General features: G+C 48.0%; 16 protein-coding genes and 1 pseudogene. 10 read left to right on the plus strand and 7 right to left on the minus strand.

The window, feature by feature from the left end:
- Nucleotides 1-79: 79 nt before the first annotated feature.
- The 7 genes from osmE to chbG all read left to right on the plus strand — a co-directional run bounded on the left by osmE (nt 80) and on the right by chbG (nt 5959).
- Nucleotides 80-418, plus strand: coding sequence for an osmotically-inducible lipoprotein OsmE (gene osmE / locus HGD79_RS02365; protein ID WP_001039044.1), 339 nt, complete (start codon nt 80-82; stop codon nt 416-418).
- Nucleotides 419-716: 298 nt separating this feature from the next.
- The gene (gene chbB, locus HGD79_RS02370) at nt 717-1037 is read left to right on the plus strand and encodes a PTS N,N'-diacetylchitobiose transporter subunit IIB (RefSeq protein ID WP_000412169.1); all 321 of its coding nucleotides are present in this window, start codon (nt 717-719) and stop codon (nt 1035-1037) included.
- Between the two features lie 84 nt (nt 1038-1121).
- Nucleotides 1122-2480, plus strand: a complete 1359-nt coding sequence (gene chbC, locus HGD79_RS02375) for a PTS N,N'-diacetylchitobiose transporter subunit IIC (RefSeq protein ID WP_000073041.1) — start codon at nt 1122-1124, stop codon at nt 2478-2480.
- Between the two features lie 50 nt (nt 2481-2530).
- Complete coding sequence (gene chbA, locus HGD79_RS02380) at nt 2531-2881, plus strand: PTS N,N'-diacetylchitobiose transporter subunit IIA (RefSeq protein WP_000968919.1); 351 nt, start codon at nt 2531-2533, stop codon at nt 2879-2881.
- A gap of 7 nt (nt 2882-2888) precedes the next feature.
- On the plus strand, nt 2889-3731 hold the full coding sequence (gene chbR / locus HGD79_RS02385) for a transcriptional regulator ChbR (protein WP_000983653.1): 843 nt from the start codon (nt 2889-2891) through the stop codon (nt 3729-3731).
- A gap of 104 nt (nt 3732-3835) precedes the next feature.
- Nucleotides 3836-5188, plus strand: coding sequence for a 6-phospho-beta-glucosidase (gene celF, locus HGD79_RS02390; RefSeq protein WP_168848275.1), 1353 nt, complete (start codon nt 3836-3838; stop codon nt 5186-5188).
- A 12-nt stretch (nt 5189-5200) separates the two neighbouring features.
- On the plus strand, nt 5201-5959 hold the full coding sequence (gene chbG / locus HGD79_RS02395; protein ID WP_000440460.1) for a chitin disaccharide deacetylase: 759 nt from the start codon (nt 5201-5203) through the stop codon (nt 5957-5959).
- Between the two features lie 46 nt (nt 5960-6005).
- Here chbG and katE read toward each other — a convergent pair whose 3' ends face one another.
- Nucleotides 6006-8267, minus strand: coding sequence for a catalase HPII (katE, locus tag HGD79_RS02400; RefSeq protein ID WP_168848276.1), 2262 nt, complete (start codon nt 8265-8267; stop codon nt 6006-6008).
- A gap of 182 nt (nt 8268-8449) precedes the next feature.
- Here katE and cedA point away from each other — a divergent pair, with 182 nt between their 5' ends.
- The gene (cedA, locus tag HGD79_RS02405) at nt 8450-8713 is read left to right on the plus strand and encodes a cell division activator CedA (RefSeq protein WP_001241561.1); all 264 of its coding nucleotides are present in this window, start codon (nt 8450-8452) and stop codon (nt 8711-8713) included.
- A 288-nt stretch (nt 8714-9001) separates the two neighbouring features.
- Nucleotides 9002-9804, plus strand: a pseudogene (locus HGD79_RS26485) (hypothetical protein).
- 3 nt (nt 9805-9807) lie between these two features.
- Here HGD79_RS26485 and tcyP read toward each other — a convergent pair.
- From tcyP to hxpB, 3 genes are all read right to left on the minus strand, one after another.
- Nucleotides 9808-11199: a cystine/sulfocysteine:cation symporter gene (tcyP, locus tag HGD79_RS02420; protein WP_001010697.1), complete on the minus strand. Its 1392-nt coding sequence runs from the start codon at nt 11197-11199 to the stop codon at nt 9808-9810.
- Between the two features lie 132 nt (nt 11200-11331).
- Nucleotides 11332-11922 (minus strand): metal-dependent hydrolase, encoded by a 591-nt coding sequence (locus tag HGD79_RS02425; RefSeq protein WP_001297653.1) that lies wholly within the window; start codon nt 11920-11922, stop codon nt 11332-11334.
- 162 nt (nt 11923-12084) lie between these two features.
- Nucleotides 12085-12753: a hexitol phosphatase HxpB gene (hxpB, locus tag HGD79_RS02430; protein ID WP_000106834.1), complete on the minus strand. Its 669-nt coding sequence runs from the start codon at nt 12751-12753 to the stop codon at nt 12085-12087.
- A gap of 146 nt (nt 12754-12899) precedes the next feature.
- On the opposite strand from hxpB, the gene HGD79_RS02435 reads away from it, so the two are divergent.
- A complete protein-coding gene (locus tag HGD79_RS02435; protein ID WP_000222172.1) occupies nt 12900-13436 on the plus strand; it encodes a YniB family protein in 537 nt (178 codons plus the stop codon).
- A gap of 40 nt (nt 13437-13476) precedes the next feature.
- Here the strand turns inward: HGD79_RS02435 and HGD79_RS02440 are convergent, their stop codons facing one another.
- The 3 genes from HGD79_RS02440 to pfkB all read right to left on the minus strand — a co-directional run bounded on the left by HGD79_RS02440 (nt 13477) and on the right by pfkB (nt 15763).
- On the minus strand, nt 13477-14337 hold the full coding sequence (locus tag HGD79_RS02440) for a fructosamine kinase family protein (RefSeq protein WP_000267654.1): 861 nt from the start codon (nt 14335-14337) through the stop codon (nt 13477-13479).
- 105 nt (nt 14338-14442) lie between these two features.
- Nucleotides 14443-14733, minus strand: coding sequence for a type V toxin-antitoxin system endoribonuclease antitoxin GhoS (gene ghoS / locus HGD79_RS02445; RefSeq protein WP_000146159.1), 291 nt, complete (start codon nt 14731-14733; stop codon nt 14443-14445).
- A 100-nt stretch (nt 14734-14833) separates the two neighbouring features.
- A complete protein-coding gene (gene pfkB, locus HGD79_RS02450) occupies nt 14834-15763 on the minus strand; it encodes a 6-phosphofructokinase II (RefSeq protein WP_000251735.1) in 930 nt (309 codons plus the stop codon).
- Nucleotides 15764-15814: the final 51 nt, after the last annotated feature.

The following is a 15814-nucleotide window of genomic DNA, read 5'->3' on the forward strand; positions in this document are numbered from 1 at the left end:
CCGTTTCGTTCACGGGCTTGAAAAAGCGCCCAATGTATTCCAGGCTTATCTAACACGCTGATAAACAAGAGGACGGAATATGAACAAGAATATGGCAGGAATTCTGAGTGCAGCGGCGGTATTAACCATGCTGGCGGGTTGTACGGCTTATGATCGTACTAAAGACCAGTTTGTACAGCCTGTGGTGAAAGACGTCAAAAAAGGCATGAGCCGGGCGCAGGTTGCACAAATTGCGGGTAAACCTTCGTCTGAAGTGAGCATGATCCATGCTCGTGGTACTTGCCAGACCTACATCCTGGGTCAACGTGATGGTAAAGCAGAAACCTACTTTGTCGCGTTAGATGATACCGGACATGTCATCAACTCCGGTTATCAGACCTGTGCTGAATACGACACTGATCCACAGGCTGCGAAGTAATCAATTCGTCTGAAAGCTTGAGTAACAACGGAAACCGGCCATTGTGCCGGTTTTTTTTGGCCTGAGTTCTTAATTATCTTCGCGAATTATTTGCCCGAAATGTGAAGAGGGTCATAACCGCAGGTCAAGGAGAGACAATTTATAAGGTCAAAGAAATACTATTGCTCAGGTCTATACCGTATACTCCTTTCAGCCACAAAAAAAGTCATGTTGGTTTCGCAAGTTACCCAGAGCATGGAAGCAGGTTAAGGCTTGCGGAGTGTCTGGCTGACAGATAATCGTCGATGAGGGCAGTTTTATGGAAAAGAAACACATTTATCTGTTTTGTTCTGCGGGCATGTCTACCTCTTTACTGGTATCAAAAATGCGCGCACAGGCAGAAAAATATGAAGTTCCGGTCATTATTGAAGCATTTCCGGAAACACTGGCTGGTGAAAAAGGTCAGAATGCCGATGTCGTGTTATTAGGGCCGCAGATTGCTTATATGTTGCCCGAAATCCAGCGTTTGTTACCCAACAAACCGGTTGAAGTAATTGACTCGCTGCTTTATGGCAAAGTCGATGGTTTAGGCGTGCTTAAGGCTGCGGTTGCAGCGATTAAAAAAGCCGCAGCAAATTAATTTATTTTAAATTTTCCCGTCAAAGAGTTATTTCATAAATCAATACCGCAATATTTAAATTGCGGTTTTTAAGGGTATTTTTCTATGAGTAATGTTATTGCATCGCTTGAAAAGGTACTCCTCCCTTTTGCAGTTAAAATAGGAAAGCAGCCACACGTTAATGCAATCAAAAATGGCTTTATTCGCTTAATGCCGTTAACCCTTGCGGGGGCCATGTTTGTATTAATTAACAACGTTTTTCTAAGCTTTGGGGAGGGGTCGTTTTTTTATTCCTTAGGTATTCGCCTCGACGCCTCAACCATTGAAACACTTAATGGCCTGAAAGGTATTGGCGGCAACGTATATAACGGAACATTAGGGATAATGTCTTTAATGGCACCGTTCTTTATTGGCATGGCGCTGGCAGAAGAGCGTAAAGTCGATGCGCTGGCGGCGGGGTTGTTATCCGTTGCAGCATTTATGACCGTCACCCCATATAGTGTCGGTGAGGCCTATGCGGTTGGCGCAAACTGGTTAGGTGGGGCGAATATCATCTCCGGGATTATTATTGGCCTGGTGGTGGCAGAAATGTTTACCTTTATTGTCCGCCGCAATTGGGTCATTAAACTGCCCGACAGCGTACCTGCTTCAGTATCGCGTTCCTTCTCGGCATTAATTCCCGGCTTTATTATTCTTTCCGTGATGGGGATTATTGCCTGGGCGTTGAATACCTGGGGCACCAACTTCCATCAGATCATTATGGATACCATCTCAACCCCACTGGCATCGTTGGGTAGCGTGGTGGGCTGGGCCTATGTGATCTTTGTTCCACTGCTCTGGTTCTTCGGTATTCATGGCGCGCTGGCGCTGACCGCACTGGACAACGGCATTATGACGCCGTGGGCGCTGGAAAATATCGCGACCTATCAGCAATATGGTTCCGTCGAAGCGGCGCTGGCAGCCGGTAAGACCTTCCATATCTGGGCCAAGCCGATGCTGGACTCCTTTATTTTCCTTGGGGGCAGTGGTGCGACTTTAGGCCTGATCCTGGCTATCTTTATCGCCTCTCGCCGTGCTGATTATCGTCAGGTGGCAAAACTGGCGCTGCCGTCCGGCATCTTCCAGATTAACGAACCGATTCTGTTTGGTCTGCCAATTATCATGAACCCGGTGATGTTTATCCCGTTTGTACTGGTACAACCGATTCTGGCGGCAATCACCCTCGCAGCGTACTACATGGGCATCATTCCTCCGGTGACCAATATTGCACCGTGGACCATGCCAACCGGTCTGGGAGCCTTCTTTAACACCAACGGTAGCGTCGCCGCATTGCTGGTCGCACTCTTCAACCTTGGCATCGCAACCTTAATTTATCTGCCCTTTGTTGTGGTGGCTAACAAAGCACAAAATGCGATTGATAAAGAAGAGAGCGAAGAAGATATCGCTAACGCCCTGAAATTTTAATCGATGCCGGTACGGGTAATCTTGCCGGTAAGAAGAGAGAGGAACGATGTATGATGGATCTCGATAATATTCCTGATACGCAAACAGAAGCTGAAGAGCTGGAAGAAGTGGTGATGGGGCTTATCATCAACTCCGGACAAGCGCGCAGCCTGGCGTATGCGGCACTGAAACAGGCGAAGCAGGGCGATTTTGCTGCAGCAAAAGCCATGATGGATCAGTCACGGATGGCATTGAATGAAGCGCATCTGGTACAGACGAAACTGATTGAAGGCGATGCGGGCGAAGGTAAGATGAAAGTGAGTCTGGTGCTGGTCCACGCTCAGGATCATTTAATGACGTCCATGCTTGCGCGTGAACTGATTACTGAATTAATTGAGCTTCATGAAAAACTGAAGGCATAAGGAGTCGATGATGCAGCCAGTGATTAACGCGCCGGAAATTGCCACTGCCCGAGAACAGCAGTTGTTTAATGGCAAAAACTTCCATGTGTTTATCTATAACAAAACTGAGAGTATCAGTGGGCTGCATCAGCACGACTATTATGAATTTACTCTGGTATTAACCGGGCGTTATTTCCAGGAGATTAACGGTAAGCGCGTGTTACTGGAACGGGGCGATTTTGTTTTTATTCCGTTAGGTTCGCACCATCAAAGTTTTTATGAGTTTGGTGCCACGCGTATATTGAACGTTGGGATCAGTAAACGCTTTTTTGAGCAGCATTACCTGCCGTTGTTGCCTTATTGCTTTGTCGCTTCGCAGGTATACCGGACCAATAACGCTTTTCTCACCTATGTGGAAACAGTGATTTCTTCATTGAATTTCCGCGAAACAGGGCTGGAAGAGTTTGTTGAGATGGTTACTTTTTATGTCATTAACCGTTTACGTCATTACCGCGAAGAACAGGTGATTGATGATGTACCGCAGTGGCTGAAAAGTACGGTAGAAAAGATGCATGATAAAGAGCAGTTTAGTGAATCGGCGCTGGAGAATATGGTGACGTTGTCAGCCAAATCACAGGAATATTTGACGCGAGCGACTCAACGATATTATGGCAAAACACCAATGCAGATTATTAATGAGATCCGTATTAATTTTGCCAAAAAACAACTGGAAATGACCAACTATTCCGTGACGGATATTGCGTTTGAGGCCGGTTATAGTAGCCCGAGTTTGTTTATTAAAACGTTTAAGAAATTAACGTCCTTTACGCCTAAGAGCTATCGTAAGAAATTGACTGAATTTAATCAGTAAGTCGTTATACCTGACAATTCACATATCTGTACTGTTGCTGGATTATTTATGTCCGGGGGGGCAGATATGCCAGATATCAGTATTCTGTACTGAAGGGAGAAATTATGAGCCAGAAATTAAAAGTCGTCACTATTGGTGGCGGGAGCAGCTATACCCCGGAGTTACTGGAAGGATTTATTAAGCGTTATCACGAATTGCCGGTCAGCGAATTATGGCTGGTGGATGTCGAAGATGGTAAAGAGAAACTGGATATCATTTTTGAACTCTGCCAACGGATGATTGATAACGCTGGCGTCCCGATGAAGCTTTATAAAACGCTGGATCGCCGCGAAGCATTGAAAGATGCTGATTTCGTTACTACCCAACTGCGCGTAGGCCAATTACCGGCGCGCGAACTGGATGAACGTATTCCATTAAGTCATGGTTATCTTGGTCAGGAAACCAACGGCGCGGGCGGTCTGTTTAAAGGTCTGCGTACCATTCCGGTGATTTTTGACATCGTAAAAGATGTCGAAGAACTTTGTCCGAATGCATGGGTGATTAACTTCACTAACCCGGCGGGAATGGTCACTGAAGCCGTTTATCGTCATACCGGATTTAAACGCTTTATCGGCGTGTGTAATATTCCGATCGGCATGAAGATGTTTATTCGCGATGTTCTGATGCTGAAAGACAGCGATGATTTATCTATCGATCTGTTCGGCCTCAACCATATGGTGTTCATTAAGGATGTGCTGGTAAATGGCAAGTCGCGCTTTGCCGAATTGCTTGATGGTGTGGCGTCAGGGCAGTTAAAAGCGTCCTCTGTAAAAAATATTTACGATCTGCCATTTAGTGAGGGCTTAATTCGTTCGTTAAATCTGCTGCCATGTTCTTATCTGCTGTATTACTTCAAGCAGAAAGAGATGCTGGCTATTGAAATGGGCGAATACTACAAAGGCGGCGCACGAGCACAGGTAGTACAGAAAGTCGAGAAACAACTTTTTGAGCTGTATAAAAATCCGGAGTTGAAAGTTAAGCCGAAAGAACTGGAACAGCGCGGTGGGGCTTATTACTCTGATGCAGCGTGCGAAGTGATCAACGCTATCTACAACGACAAGCAAGCTGAACATTACGTTAATATCCCGCATCATGGGCATATTGATAATATTCCGGCAGACTGGGCGGTAGAAATGACCTGTAAGCTGGGGCGCGATGGCGCGACGCCACATCCGCGCATTACGCATTTCGATGATAAAGTGATGGGGCTGATTCACACCATTAAAGGCTTCGAGATTGCTGCCAGCAACGCCGCACTTAGCGGAGAATTTAACGATGTGTTACTGGCGCTAAACCTTAGTCCGTTGGTGCATTCCGATCGCGATGCTGAGCTGCTGGCACGCGAGATGATTCTGGCGCACGAGAAATGGCTGCCAAATTTTGCCGACTGCATCGCAGAGCTTAAAAAAGCACATTAACCGAGGCTGATTATGGAACGCTTACTGATTGTTAATGCCGATGATTTTGGCTTAAGCAAAGGTCAGAACTACGGCATTATCGAGGCCTGTCGCAATGGGATTGTCACATCGACGACGGCGCTGGTGAATGGGCAGGCTATTGACCATGCGGTGCAGTTGAGTCGTGATGAACCGAGTCTGGCCATAGGGATGCACTTTGTCCTTACTATGGGCAAGCCACTGACAGCTATGCCGGGGTTAACCCGCGATGGTGTGCTGGGAAAATGGATCTGGCAGTTGGCAGAAGAAGATGCTTTACCGCTGGAAGAAATTACTCAGGAGCTTGCCAGTCAGTATTTGCGTTTCATTGAGCTATTTGGACGCAAACCTACGCATCTTGATAGCCATCATCATGTGCATATGTTCCCGCAGATTTTCCCGATTGTTGCCAGCTTTGCGGCTGAAGAGGGGATTGCGTTGCGCATCGACCGTCAGCCGCTATCTAACGCTGGTGATTTACCGGCTAATCTGCGCAGTTCACACGGATTCAGTAGCGCGTTTTATGGTGAAGAGATTAGCGAGGCACTGTTCCTGCAAGTGCTTGATGATTCCAGCCATCGCGGGGAACGCTCGCTGGAAGTCATGTGCCATCCGGCATTTGTCGATAATTTGATTCGCAAGAGTGCTTACTGTTTCCCACGGTTAACGGAGCTGGAAGTGCTGACATCAGCGTCGTTGAAATATGCAATTGCTGAGCGTGGTTATCGGTTGGGTAGTTATCTTGATGTGTAAGTAAGGTGGTAAGGTCACTCCCCAGGGGACGTGACCTTATCCATATTTACGCCGGAATTTTGTCAATCTTAGGAATGCGTGACCACACGCGGTGTGCTGCCATCAGCGTTAACAGTTCATCCATAAAACTACCGTCGGCGCTGTCAGCTTCCACAATCCCTTCTTCACCCTGGTCAGCGACCTTGATAGTTGCTTTAAACTTGCGTGCGTCTCCCGCCAGCGCAATCGGTTTAAGGTGTTTGTAGGCTTCCATCAGGTAGTAGTTGGCATCGCCGTTGTCAGCGATATCCGCGATATTGCCGCAAGGGACAATGACCGCATCGACCGTCAGCGAAGGCGCACCGGCAAAGGTAGCGGCTATAGGCAACACCGTACCGTCATCCGCAGTCACTTCACCCATTCGGGAGTAGAGCAGTTTGGCATGAACGCCTTTGGCCTTCAGGGCCTTGAGAATGGCCAGAAGGTCTGCCGATCTCACTTCATCATTAAGTAAAATCGCTACCACGCGACCTTTCACATCACCGTCAGGAATGGCGTACAAACTTAAGGATGGATCCTTTTTCAGACCGTTGACGTCTGGAGGTGGGGTGATATTCAGCTGGTCGTCAGTCAGTTCGATACCGAGATTTTTCGCCACCGCCTGGGCCAGAGTGAGATCAATATGCGCCAGCTGGTCAACAACGCGCTCACGAATATACGGACGAACGACTTTGCTTAACTCAAAACTGAAACCATCGACAATATGACGCTGCTCGAATGGCGTCTGACTTAGCCAGAACAGACGCGGATGGGAATAATATTCGCCAAACGATGGACTGCGCTCACGAACTTTATTTCCTTCCACGCGTTCCTGATATGATTCAAAACCGCCGCGTTTCGGTCCCGGCGGTGTTTCGCGCGGCCAGTTATCGTTGATCGAGTTCGGTTCGTAATTCGCCGGGTTAGTGTCGATCCCCATACGATGCATGCCATCACGCTGGAAGTTGTGGTAAGGACAGGTCGGACGGTTAATCGGAATCTCATGGAAATTCGGCCCACCAAGACGACTGATTTGTGTATCGGTATAGGAGAACAAACGTCCCTGCAACAGCGGATCGTTGGTGAAGTCCAGTCCCGGCACGATATGCCCAGGATGGAAAGCCGCCTGTTCGTTTTCAGCAAAGAAGTTATCCGGGTTGCGATTGAGCACCATTTTGCCGACACGCTGAACGGGCACCAGTTCTTCCGGGATCAGTTTGGTTGGATCGAGAAGATCGAAGTCGAACTTGAATTCATCTTCTTCAGGAATCAACTGGAAGCCCAGTTCGTATTCCGGAAAATCGCCTGCTTCAATGGCTTCCCACAACTCGCGGCGGTGGAAGTCCGGGTCACGTCCGGTTAGTTTTTGTGCTTCATCCCAAACGAGTGAGGCTTTACCTGCCAGTGGTTTCCAGTGGAAACGTACAAACGTTGCCTTCCCTTCGGCATTAATCAGGCGGAAGGTGTGAATACCGAAGCCTTCCATGGTGCGGTAACTGCGGGGGATGCCGCGATCCGACATCGCCCACATCACGTTGTGCAGAGTTTCAGGTTGCAGAGAAACATAATCCCAGAAAGTATCGTGGGCGCTTTGCCCTTGTGGAATTGCCCAGTGTGGTTCTGGTTTTACCGCATGAACAAAATCGGGGAATTTATGCGCATCCTGGATAAAGAAGATTGGCGTGTTATTGCCAACAAGGTCAAAAATACCCTCTTCGGTATAGAATTTGGTGGCAAAGCCACGGATATCACGCACGGTATCGGCAGAGCCAGCACCACCCTGAACGGTAGAGAACCTAACAAATACTGGGGTGATTTTGTTCGGATCTGAGAGGAAATCCGCTTTGGTGATATCGCTTAAGCTTTTATATGGCTGGAAATAACCGTGAGCTGCTGATCCGCGTGCATGAACAATACGTTCCGGGATGCGCTCATGGTCAAAGTGGGTGATTTTCTCGCGCAGAATAAAATCTTCCAGCAGCGTTGGACCACGGTTACCGGCACGCAGTGAGTTTTGATCATCGGCGATGCGCACGCCCTGATTAGTGGTCAGCGCATAATTTCCACTGCCTTTGCGTACGTCTTCCAGAGAATTAAGTTTTTCGTTACGTGTATCAGGGGCTTTCAGGCTCCCAGGGGCGGTAGGTTGTGCACCTGGCGGTGTTGGTTCAGCCGCTGGACGATGAGATCCGTCCTCAGGTGCCAGTGAGTCCATCCCCGGTTTCGCTTCGCTGGAATCGTGTAGTGGTGACTGGTGCTGATGTGGGTTCTTTTCGTTATGTTGCGACATTGAACTCGTCTCCTTAATTTATTACTGAAAGGGCCGCTGTTTTGGTCAAAAAACTCTCTAACTATAGACCACCAGCCAGATCCCGCTTCGGAGACTATTCTGGAAACGGTGTTATGAAATACACGCAAAGCGGGACGTACAGGGGCTAAATCGGCTAAACTACAGTTTTTCTAATTTTTAATATGCGTTTAGTGAAGCCAGTAATGAAGAAACCGCTCCGCCAGCAAAACCGCCAGATTATTAGCTATGTCCCACGCACGGAACCCGCGCCGCCAGAACATGCGATAAAGATGGATTCGTTTCGTGATGTCTGGATGCTGCGTGGCAAATATGTTGCGTTTGTACTGATGGGAGAGTCATTTCTGCGCTCACCGGCGTTTACTGTGCCTGAATCTGCCCAACGTTGGGCAAATCAGATCCGCCAGGAAGGGGAAGTGACTGAGTAAGGATTACATACCTCCCGGTTTTGCCGGGAGTTACATGACCTGAAATTCTGCATTTCGTTGCTACATTCATTCAAACCACCTGTAACAAAAAGCTGCCTTTGACGAGCTATTGCTATAAATAAGTGATCTTTTTTCTTTAATTGTTTATTTATTTTAAAATGGTTAAGTTTTGCTAATCATGATGAGCTATTTTTGATAGTTCATCCTGTGGCGTCGCTCTTAAACTTATATTGTAAGTGACTTAGATTTAAATGAGATAATAATTTTGTTAACAATATGGGGCGGGAGATGTTTTCTACAAACTTAATACAGAGTAATTATGGTGATTTAAATATTAAAAGCCTGGCTTTCGACTCTTTTAAAGAAAGGCTTGAGTCTACCATGGCGGCACTCACTTTCTTTATATCAACGGGTCAATGTGACTGCGATGAAATAGCAGAGTCGAACTTCAATCGTATGATTGCCTATATGTCTAACATTAACTATGATGCCTCAAAGCCAGGAGCGCCAGCACTTAGTTTTGATACGTATCTGCAGGACAATGTTAAATATAGAGTGATAATTAATAATCTTTATGGCAGTGAGTTTCGGATAAGAGATATTAATGAGAATTTTGTTGGGATGGATTTTACCTGTGAATTCTGACCCGAAAAAATGACGAATTTGATCAATATAAAAATAGGTTGGTTATTCATTATTTAAGGACTATATACTATGAAAAAAATTATATACATCCTGCCGGGAGCATTTTTGCTGCGATTCAAAAAAATGAGAGTCTCCTAAAGTTTCCTTCGATAATATCAATACTTAATATCAATCTTCTTTTTAATCCACTAAATCTTCCGGGAATGGGAAGTGGTGTGCTTGAAGATATTATGAGTATTCCAGATAGTTCACTTAGAAAACGTCTCGGGTATGAGGTTTTAAGCTTCTCACTACAGGCACATTCATTGAGCCAGGAATGTATTGATAAGTTGGACATTTTTTTCGCTGACGATCTGTTTAAATATGAGTCAGTATGCATCGCCGCGATGGAACATTTAAAAAGTAAAGCAACGGCCCCTATACAAAACGGACCGTTGCCAGCATAAGAATTAACGGTGTGCCAGTTCGGCGTCGTCTTCGCTATCCAGAATGGCTTTATCGGTTTGCTTCAGCCACTGGCTGGTCAGCGTGCCAGCTGTCATCGAGCCACTAACGTTTAGCGCCGTACGGCCCATGTCGATAAGCGGTTCAACGGAGATTAACAGCGCCACCAGGGTTACTGGCAGGCCCATCGCAGGCAGCACAATCAGTGCGGCGAAAGTTGCACCACCACCGACACCGGCAACGCCTGCGGAACTAACGGTAACAATACCGACCAGCGTCGCAATCCACATCGGGTCCAGCGGGTTAATGCCAACCGTAGGCGCAACCATCACCGCCAGCATTGCCGGATACAAACCGGCGCAGCCGTTCTGACCAATGGTTGCACCGAAAGAGGCGGCGAAACTGGCGATGGATTCAGGAACGCCCAGACGACGCGTTTGTGCTTCCACATTCAGTGGGATAGACGCAGCACTGGAACGGCTGGTAAAGGCAAACGTCAGCACAGGCCATACCTTACGGAAGTACTTCAGCGGACTCACGCCATTAATGCCCAGCAGAATGCCATGCACTGCAAACATAATCAGCAGACCGAGGTAGGACGCGACAACGAAACTTCCCAGTTTGATGATGTCTTGCAAGTTAGAACCTGCAACCACTTTGGTCATTAGAGCCAGAACGCCGTAAGGGGTCAATTGCATGACAAGGCGAACCAGTTTCATCACCCAGCTTTGTAGGGTATCGATAGCGGCTAAGACGCGTTCACCTTTCGGCGCATCATCCTTCAGCAGTTTCAATGCAGCTACGCCGAGGAATGCGGCAAAAATTACCACGCTGATAATTGACGTCGGATTGGCTCCGGTAAGATCGGCAAACGGGTTTTTCGGGATAAAGGACAAGACCAGCTGCGGAACGCTCAGATCAGAGACTTTACCAACATAGTTACTTTCAATGGCGTTCAGACGTGCAGTTTCTGCACCACCCTGAACCAGACCTTCAGCCGTCAAACCAAACAGGTTGGTGACCAGCACACCGACCAGCGCCGCAATCAGCGTGGTAAACAAAAGCGTACCGATGGTCAGAAAACTGATTTTGCCTAACTGAGATGCGTTATGCAGACGGGCAACCGCGCTCAGAATAGAGGCGAAGACTAACGGCATAACGATCATTTGCAGCAGTTGAACATAGCCGTTACCAACGATGTTAAACCACTGTACAGAATCTTTAAGTACCTGGCTGTCAGAACCATAAATGGTATGCAGGGCAAGGCCAAAAACCACACCCATCACCAGACCCACCAGCACTTTTTTCGCCAGACTCCACTGTTTATGGCGGGTCTGAGCCAGCGCAAACAGCAGTACAACGAACACCACGATGTTCGCAATTAATGGAAAGTTCATCCCCGTTCTCCTGATCTTATTATTTCTATCACTGCGTAGCAGTCATAGTGTTGGCGCAAGATTAACAGAACTGTGAGCTGGCTCTTATATTCAAATGGAATTGCTTATTCCAGAAAGGTGATTTTTGTCTTTTTAGTATTCAACCTGATGCTTAATAAGCCGATGAAACTGGATCTGCAAGGTATTGATCATTTGCGATGACCAACGAACAGCGCTGTTCTCGGGTAATGAATGGGGCATCCATACCGACCAGACAAATAATGCCATGCAGATAAAACGTTCCAGTTGGTTGCCCTTTTGGGGAACCAGGATAGGCAAGCGGAAACGCCAGCGGCATGGCCAGAGCAGGGGAACACCGGCGGGTGTCAGCATATCGGCAAGTATGTGGCTCAAATAACCCAGCACCATTCCTTGTAGCGCATCAGCCGGAATGAACCAGCCTTCCGGAACCTTAAGGTAAAAGGTTGCCAGCAGCGCAAATACCGCCAGCAGACTGTGGGTAAAACCACGATGCCCAAAAGCGCGGGCGATCGGTTTTGATATCCATTTTAATCGCTGCCCAAGAAACGACTTTGGGTGATCGATGTCCGGTAACAAACACGTCAGGATTGCGGAAGGGACAATATGCCACCAGTCACCCTGTGCCAGCACGGGCGTCAGCTCGGCATTTTTGGCAAATACCGCACAAGCAATAGAAAAGAGAAGGTGACCTTCCGCCGTCATGATAAAACTCACTAAACTGTCGATACGTACAGTATAGGATTTTTATACAGTGCACGGAAGTGGTGACGGTGTAACTCTTTCTCTTAAATTGACGATTAATCCGTCAGTTGAATGCAAATTCAGATAAAGAACCAGGGGCAGCGAGATCACTGCCCCTGGTCATTAACCGAGAAGGTCTTTTGCGGTGAGTTCTGTCAGCGATGAGAGTTTGACGTTTGCTAATACAAAACGTGGATCATTTTGCGCTTCTGGCGCAGGAACGACAATGGAACGCATGCGGGCTGCTTTAGAGGCGATCATGCCATTTACTGAATCTTCCAGCGCTACGCAGGTCAGTGGGTCAACGCCCAGTTTTGCTGCGCAGTCGAGATATACTTGCGGATGCGGCTTGCTGTAAGGCAGTTTTTCAGCCGAGGCGAGGGCATCGAAACTGTCGCGTAAGTCAAACATGGTCAACACTTTTTCCAGCATATGTAGTGGTGACGCGGAGGCCAGTCCCACCAATAAACCTTGTTCTTTGCATAACGCAACGGCTTCGCGCACGCCTGGTAATAATGGACGTGTCTCTTCAACCAGTGAAATGGCACGGGCAATAACCCGTTCTACTACTTCCTGACGGCTTGGCCCATTCCACGGTTGCCGGGCGTACCAAAGATCGACCACCATATCGATGCGTAAACCTAAGGTGTCCGGCAGCTCGTTACGACGGGAGATATCCACCCCCAGGCTTGCCATCACATCCAGTTCGGCTCGATCCCATAAAGGTTCTGAGTCGATAAGTAATCCATCCATATCAAAAATTGCAGCAAGAATCTGACGCGGGGTTGACATTACAACCTCTCCTTTAGAGCATTATGTGTAAGGTATTAAGCCGTGCTTATGATTAAGCGCCTATCATATCGCCTTTAAAGAATGGGCGAAAACAGATATCTACAGGTAAACTAAGTGAAACGACGCGTCTTAATCAAGGAGAACTCATGACGTATCAACAAGCTGGACGCATTGCTGTTTTGAAAAGGATTTTGGGTTGGGTGATTTTTATACCTGCATTGATCTCTACATTGATTTCTTTGCTGAAATTTATGAATACCCGGCAGGAAAACCAGGAAGGCATTAATGCGGTCATGCTCGACTTTACTCATGTCATGATCGATATGATGCAGGCGAATACGCCTTTTTTGAATCTGTTCTGGTATAACTCCCCGACCCCTAATTTTAATGGTGGCGTGAACGTTATGTTCTGGGTGATTTTCATCCTGATTTTTGTCGGACTGGCGTTGCAGGATTCCGGTGCCCGGATGAGTCGCCAGGCGCGCTTCTTGCGGGAAGGTGTTGAAGATCAACTCATTCTGGAAAAAGCCAAAGGGGAAGAGGGGCTAACGCGTGAACAAATTGAGTCCCGTATTGTTGTTCCGCACCATACTATTTTCCTGCAGTTTTTCTCACTATATATCCTGCCGGTTATTTGTATTGCTGCAGGTTATGTGTTCTTTTCTCTGCTTGGGTTTATTTAATCAAAAGGCCGCACGGAGCGGCCATTATCCTCAACCCATATCATGCTGCTAATAATCTATCCAATGACTGCTGAGCAATAACCAAATGCTGACCGCCAAATAATCTTGCACGATTTAACAGCGTGTAGAGTTGGTAAACCGGTTGACGTTCAAGGAAATCGGCAGGTAGCGGGGATACTGACTGATAGCCGTCATAGATTTGTGGCGGCTGTTCAGTATGCAGCGGTAACATCGCCAGGTCGCACTCTCGGTCACCCCAGTAGCAGGCAGGGTCGAAAATGTACGGGCCATCCGGACCCAGCGCACAGTTGCCGGACCATAAATCGCCGTGCAACAGAGAAGGCTGCGGTTGATGCGAGGCCAGACGCTGCTGAATATGCTCGACGATGGCGTCGATATTGCCGAAAGCGATCCCTTTCTCTGCTGCCAGTTCCAACTGCCAGCCAATCCGTTGTTCAGCAAAAAACGTTGACCAGCGACGTTGCCAGGTGTTGGGCTGTGGAGTTGTGGAGAGCGAGTTATCAAAATCGAGGCCAAATTGTGGTTGGTCACTCCATTGATGTAAACGCGCAATTTGCTGACCAAGAATAAATGCGCTATGCGCATCCAGCGGACGAGGTGGGAGATAATCCATCACCAGAAAACTGTAGTCACGGTCAGCGCCTACTGCCCAAACCTTAGGCACGGTGACGGTTTTACTACGCGACAGTAACTCCAGTTGGTCGGCTTCGGCGGTAAAACCGGGAAGCAGTTCCCTTTCATCACATTTGACGAAAAAGTCATGTCCTGCATAGCGCAAATGCCATGCGGCATGGACTTCTCCGCCAGGCAGTTCATTACGCAGTTCGATTTCGCCTTCACCTAACTGCTCGCTCAAAAGACGACTGATTGCCTGCCACATGATGTCTCTCCCATGTTGTCTGCCAGATCATAAGGTTAGCGCAAGAATGCGGTGTAAAAACACGAGCTAACGCACACCACAGACTGATTATTGCCCAAAAACCATTTATTTTCTGTTGCTATTCCATTCCTCCCAGGTCGTGATGGTGATTTCAGGATCTTTGCCGGTTGCACTTTGGGTAAGCCCCGAAACCAGTTCTCTAATTTCTTCTTCACTTTGGGTACTGATAAGTCCAAAAGTGTTAGTCCCCAGCTCATGGATATTTCCCTCATCATCCGTCATGGTGAGCAAAAAACCGTCGCGAGTCAGGTAATTATTCAACTCGTTAATTTCAGTCAATGTATCCTCATGCAACATGACGGTTATGACATAACGGACAAGATCGCCACTGGCCATAGTTCACCCCTTTGTTATCACATGACTTTTGAGCATAGTCGGAGAAACGCGTTGCCGACAGGTTGGTGGTGATTCCCCCAATGCTGGGGGAATGTTTTTGTTAGCGGGAAAGGTAAGCGTAAATTTTTTGCGTATCGTCATGGGAGCACAGACGTGTTCCCTGATTGAGTGTGGCTGCACTCCCCGCAGCTACGCCAAAACGGACCATCTCTTCAAGAGAGGCATTTTCTGCCAGTTTCAGTGTCATCGCGCCGACCATGCTGTCACCAGCGCCAACGGTACTCTGGCTTTTCACCGGTGGTGGCACCACCTGAATGCAGTTTTCACTATCAACACCCAGCGCTCCTTGTGGACCAAGGGAAACGACAACCCGTTTGGCCTTGCCGCTATTAACGATTTCCTGCGCGGCTTTGCGGACATCGTCTGGCTGGGTGAGTTCGCGATTCACCAGCGCACTGAGTTCTTTTTGGTTAGGCTTAACCAACTCGATGTTACCAATCGCCAGTGCTGCACTTAACGCTTCGCCAGAACTGTCGATGATGCAGCGGATCCCTTGGTTTTGCGCAGCGGAAATCAGTTGGGTTAATTTTTCCAGCTTCACACCTGGCGGCAGGCTTCCGCTTATGACCAGGATGGCCCCGGATTCAATTTCCAGAACTTGCTCTTCAAGCTGGCGAAACTCATCTTCATTTAATGCCGCGCCTGGCATAACAAAACGATACTGCTCACCGCTTGCTTCCACATGTACGTGTAAATTCTGCCGGGTCCAGTCTTTGGCTTCTACAGTAGCGACGGGGACATTTTCATCCGCCAACAGAGAAACCAGGTGTTCGCCGGTCGCGCCACCCGCCGGGAAGATCGCTGTGGCACTGCCTCCAAGATGGGCAATGGCGCGGGCGACGTTGATGCCGCCGCCCCCGGGTTCGAACACCGGTGCGGTACAGCGCAGTTTTCCTTCGGGATAAATTTGCGGGGTAATTGTTGCGCTATCGAGAGAGGGCGCAAGTGTCAACGTATAGATACGTACCATCATTTCCTCCTATAGGCTGATTTCAGTCTGGCACCGAATCAGCCGAAAGTG

Origin of the sequence: Escherichia sp. SCLE84 (assembly GCF_012584495.1) — a bacterium.
In the GTDB taxonomy this organism is placed as follows: domain Bacteria; phylum Pseudomonadota; class Gammaproteobacteria; order Enterobacterales; family Enterobacteriaceae; genus ECMA0423.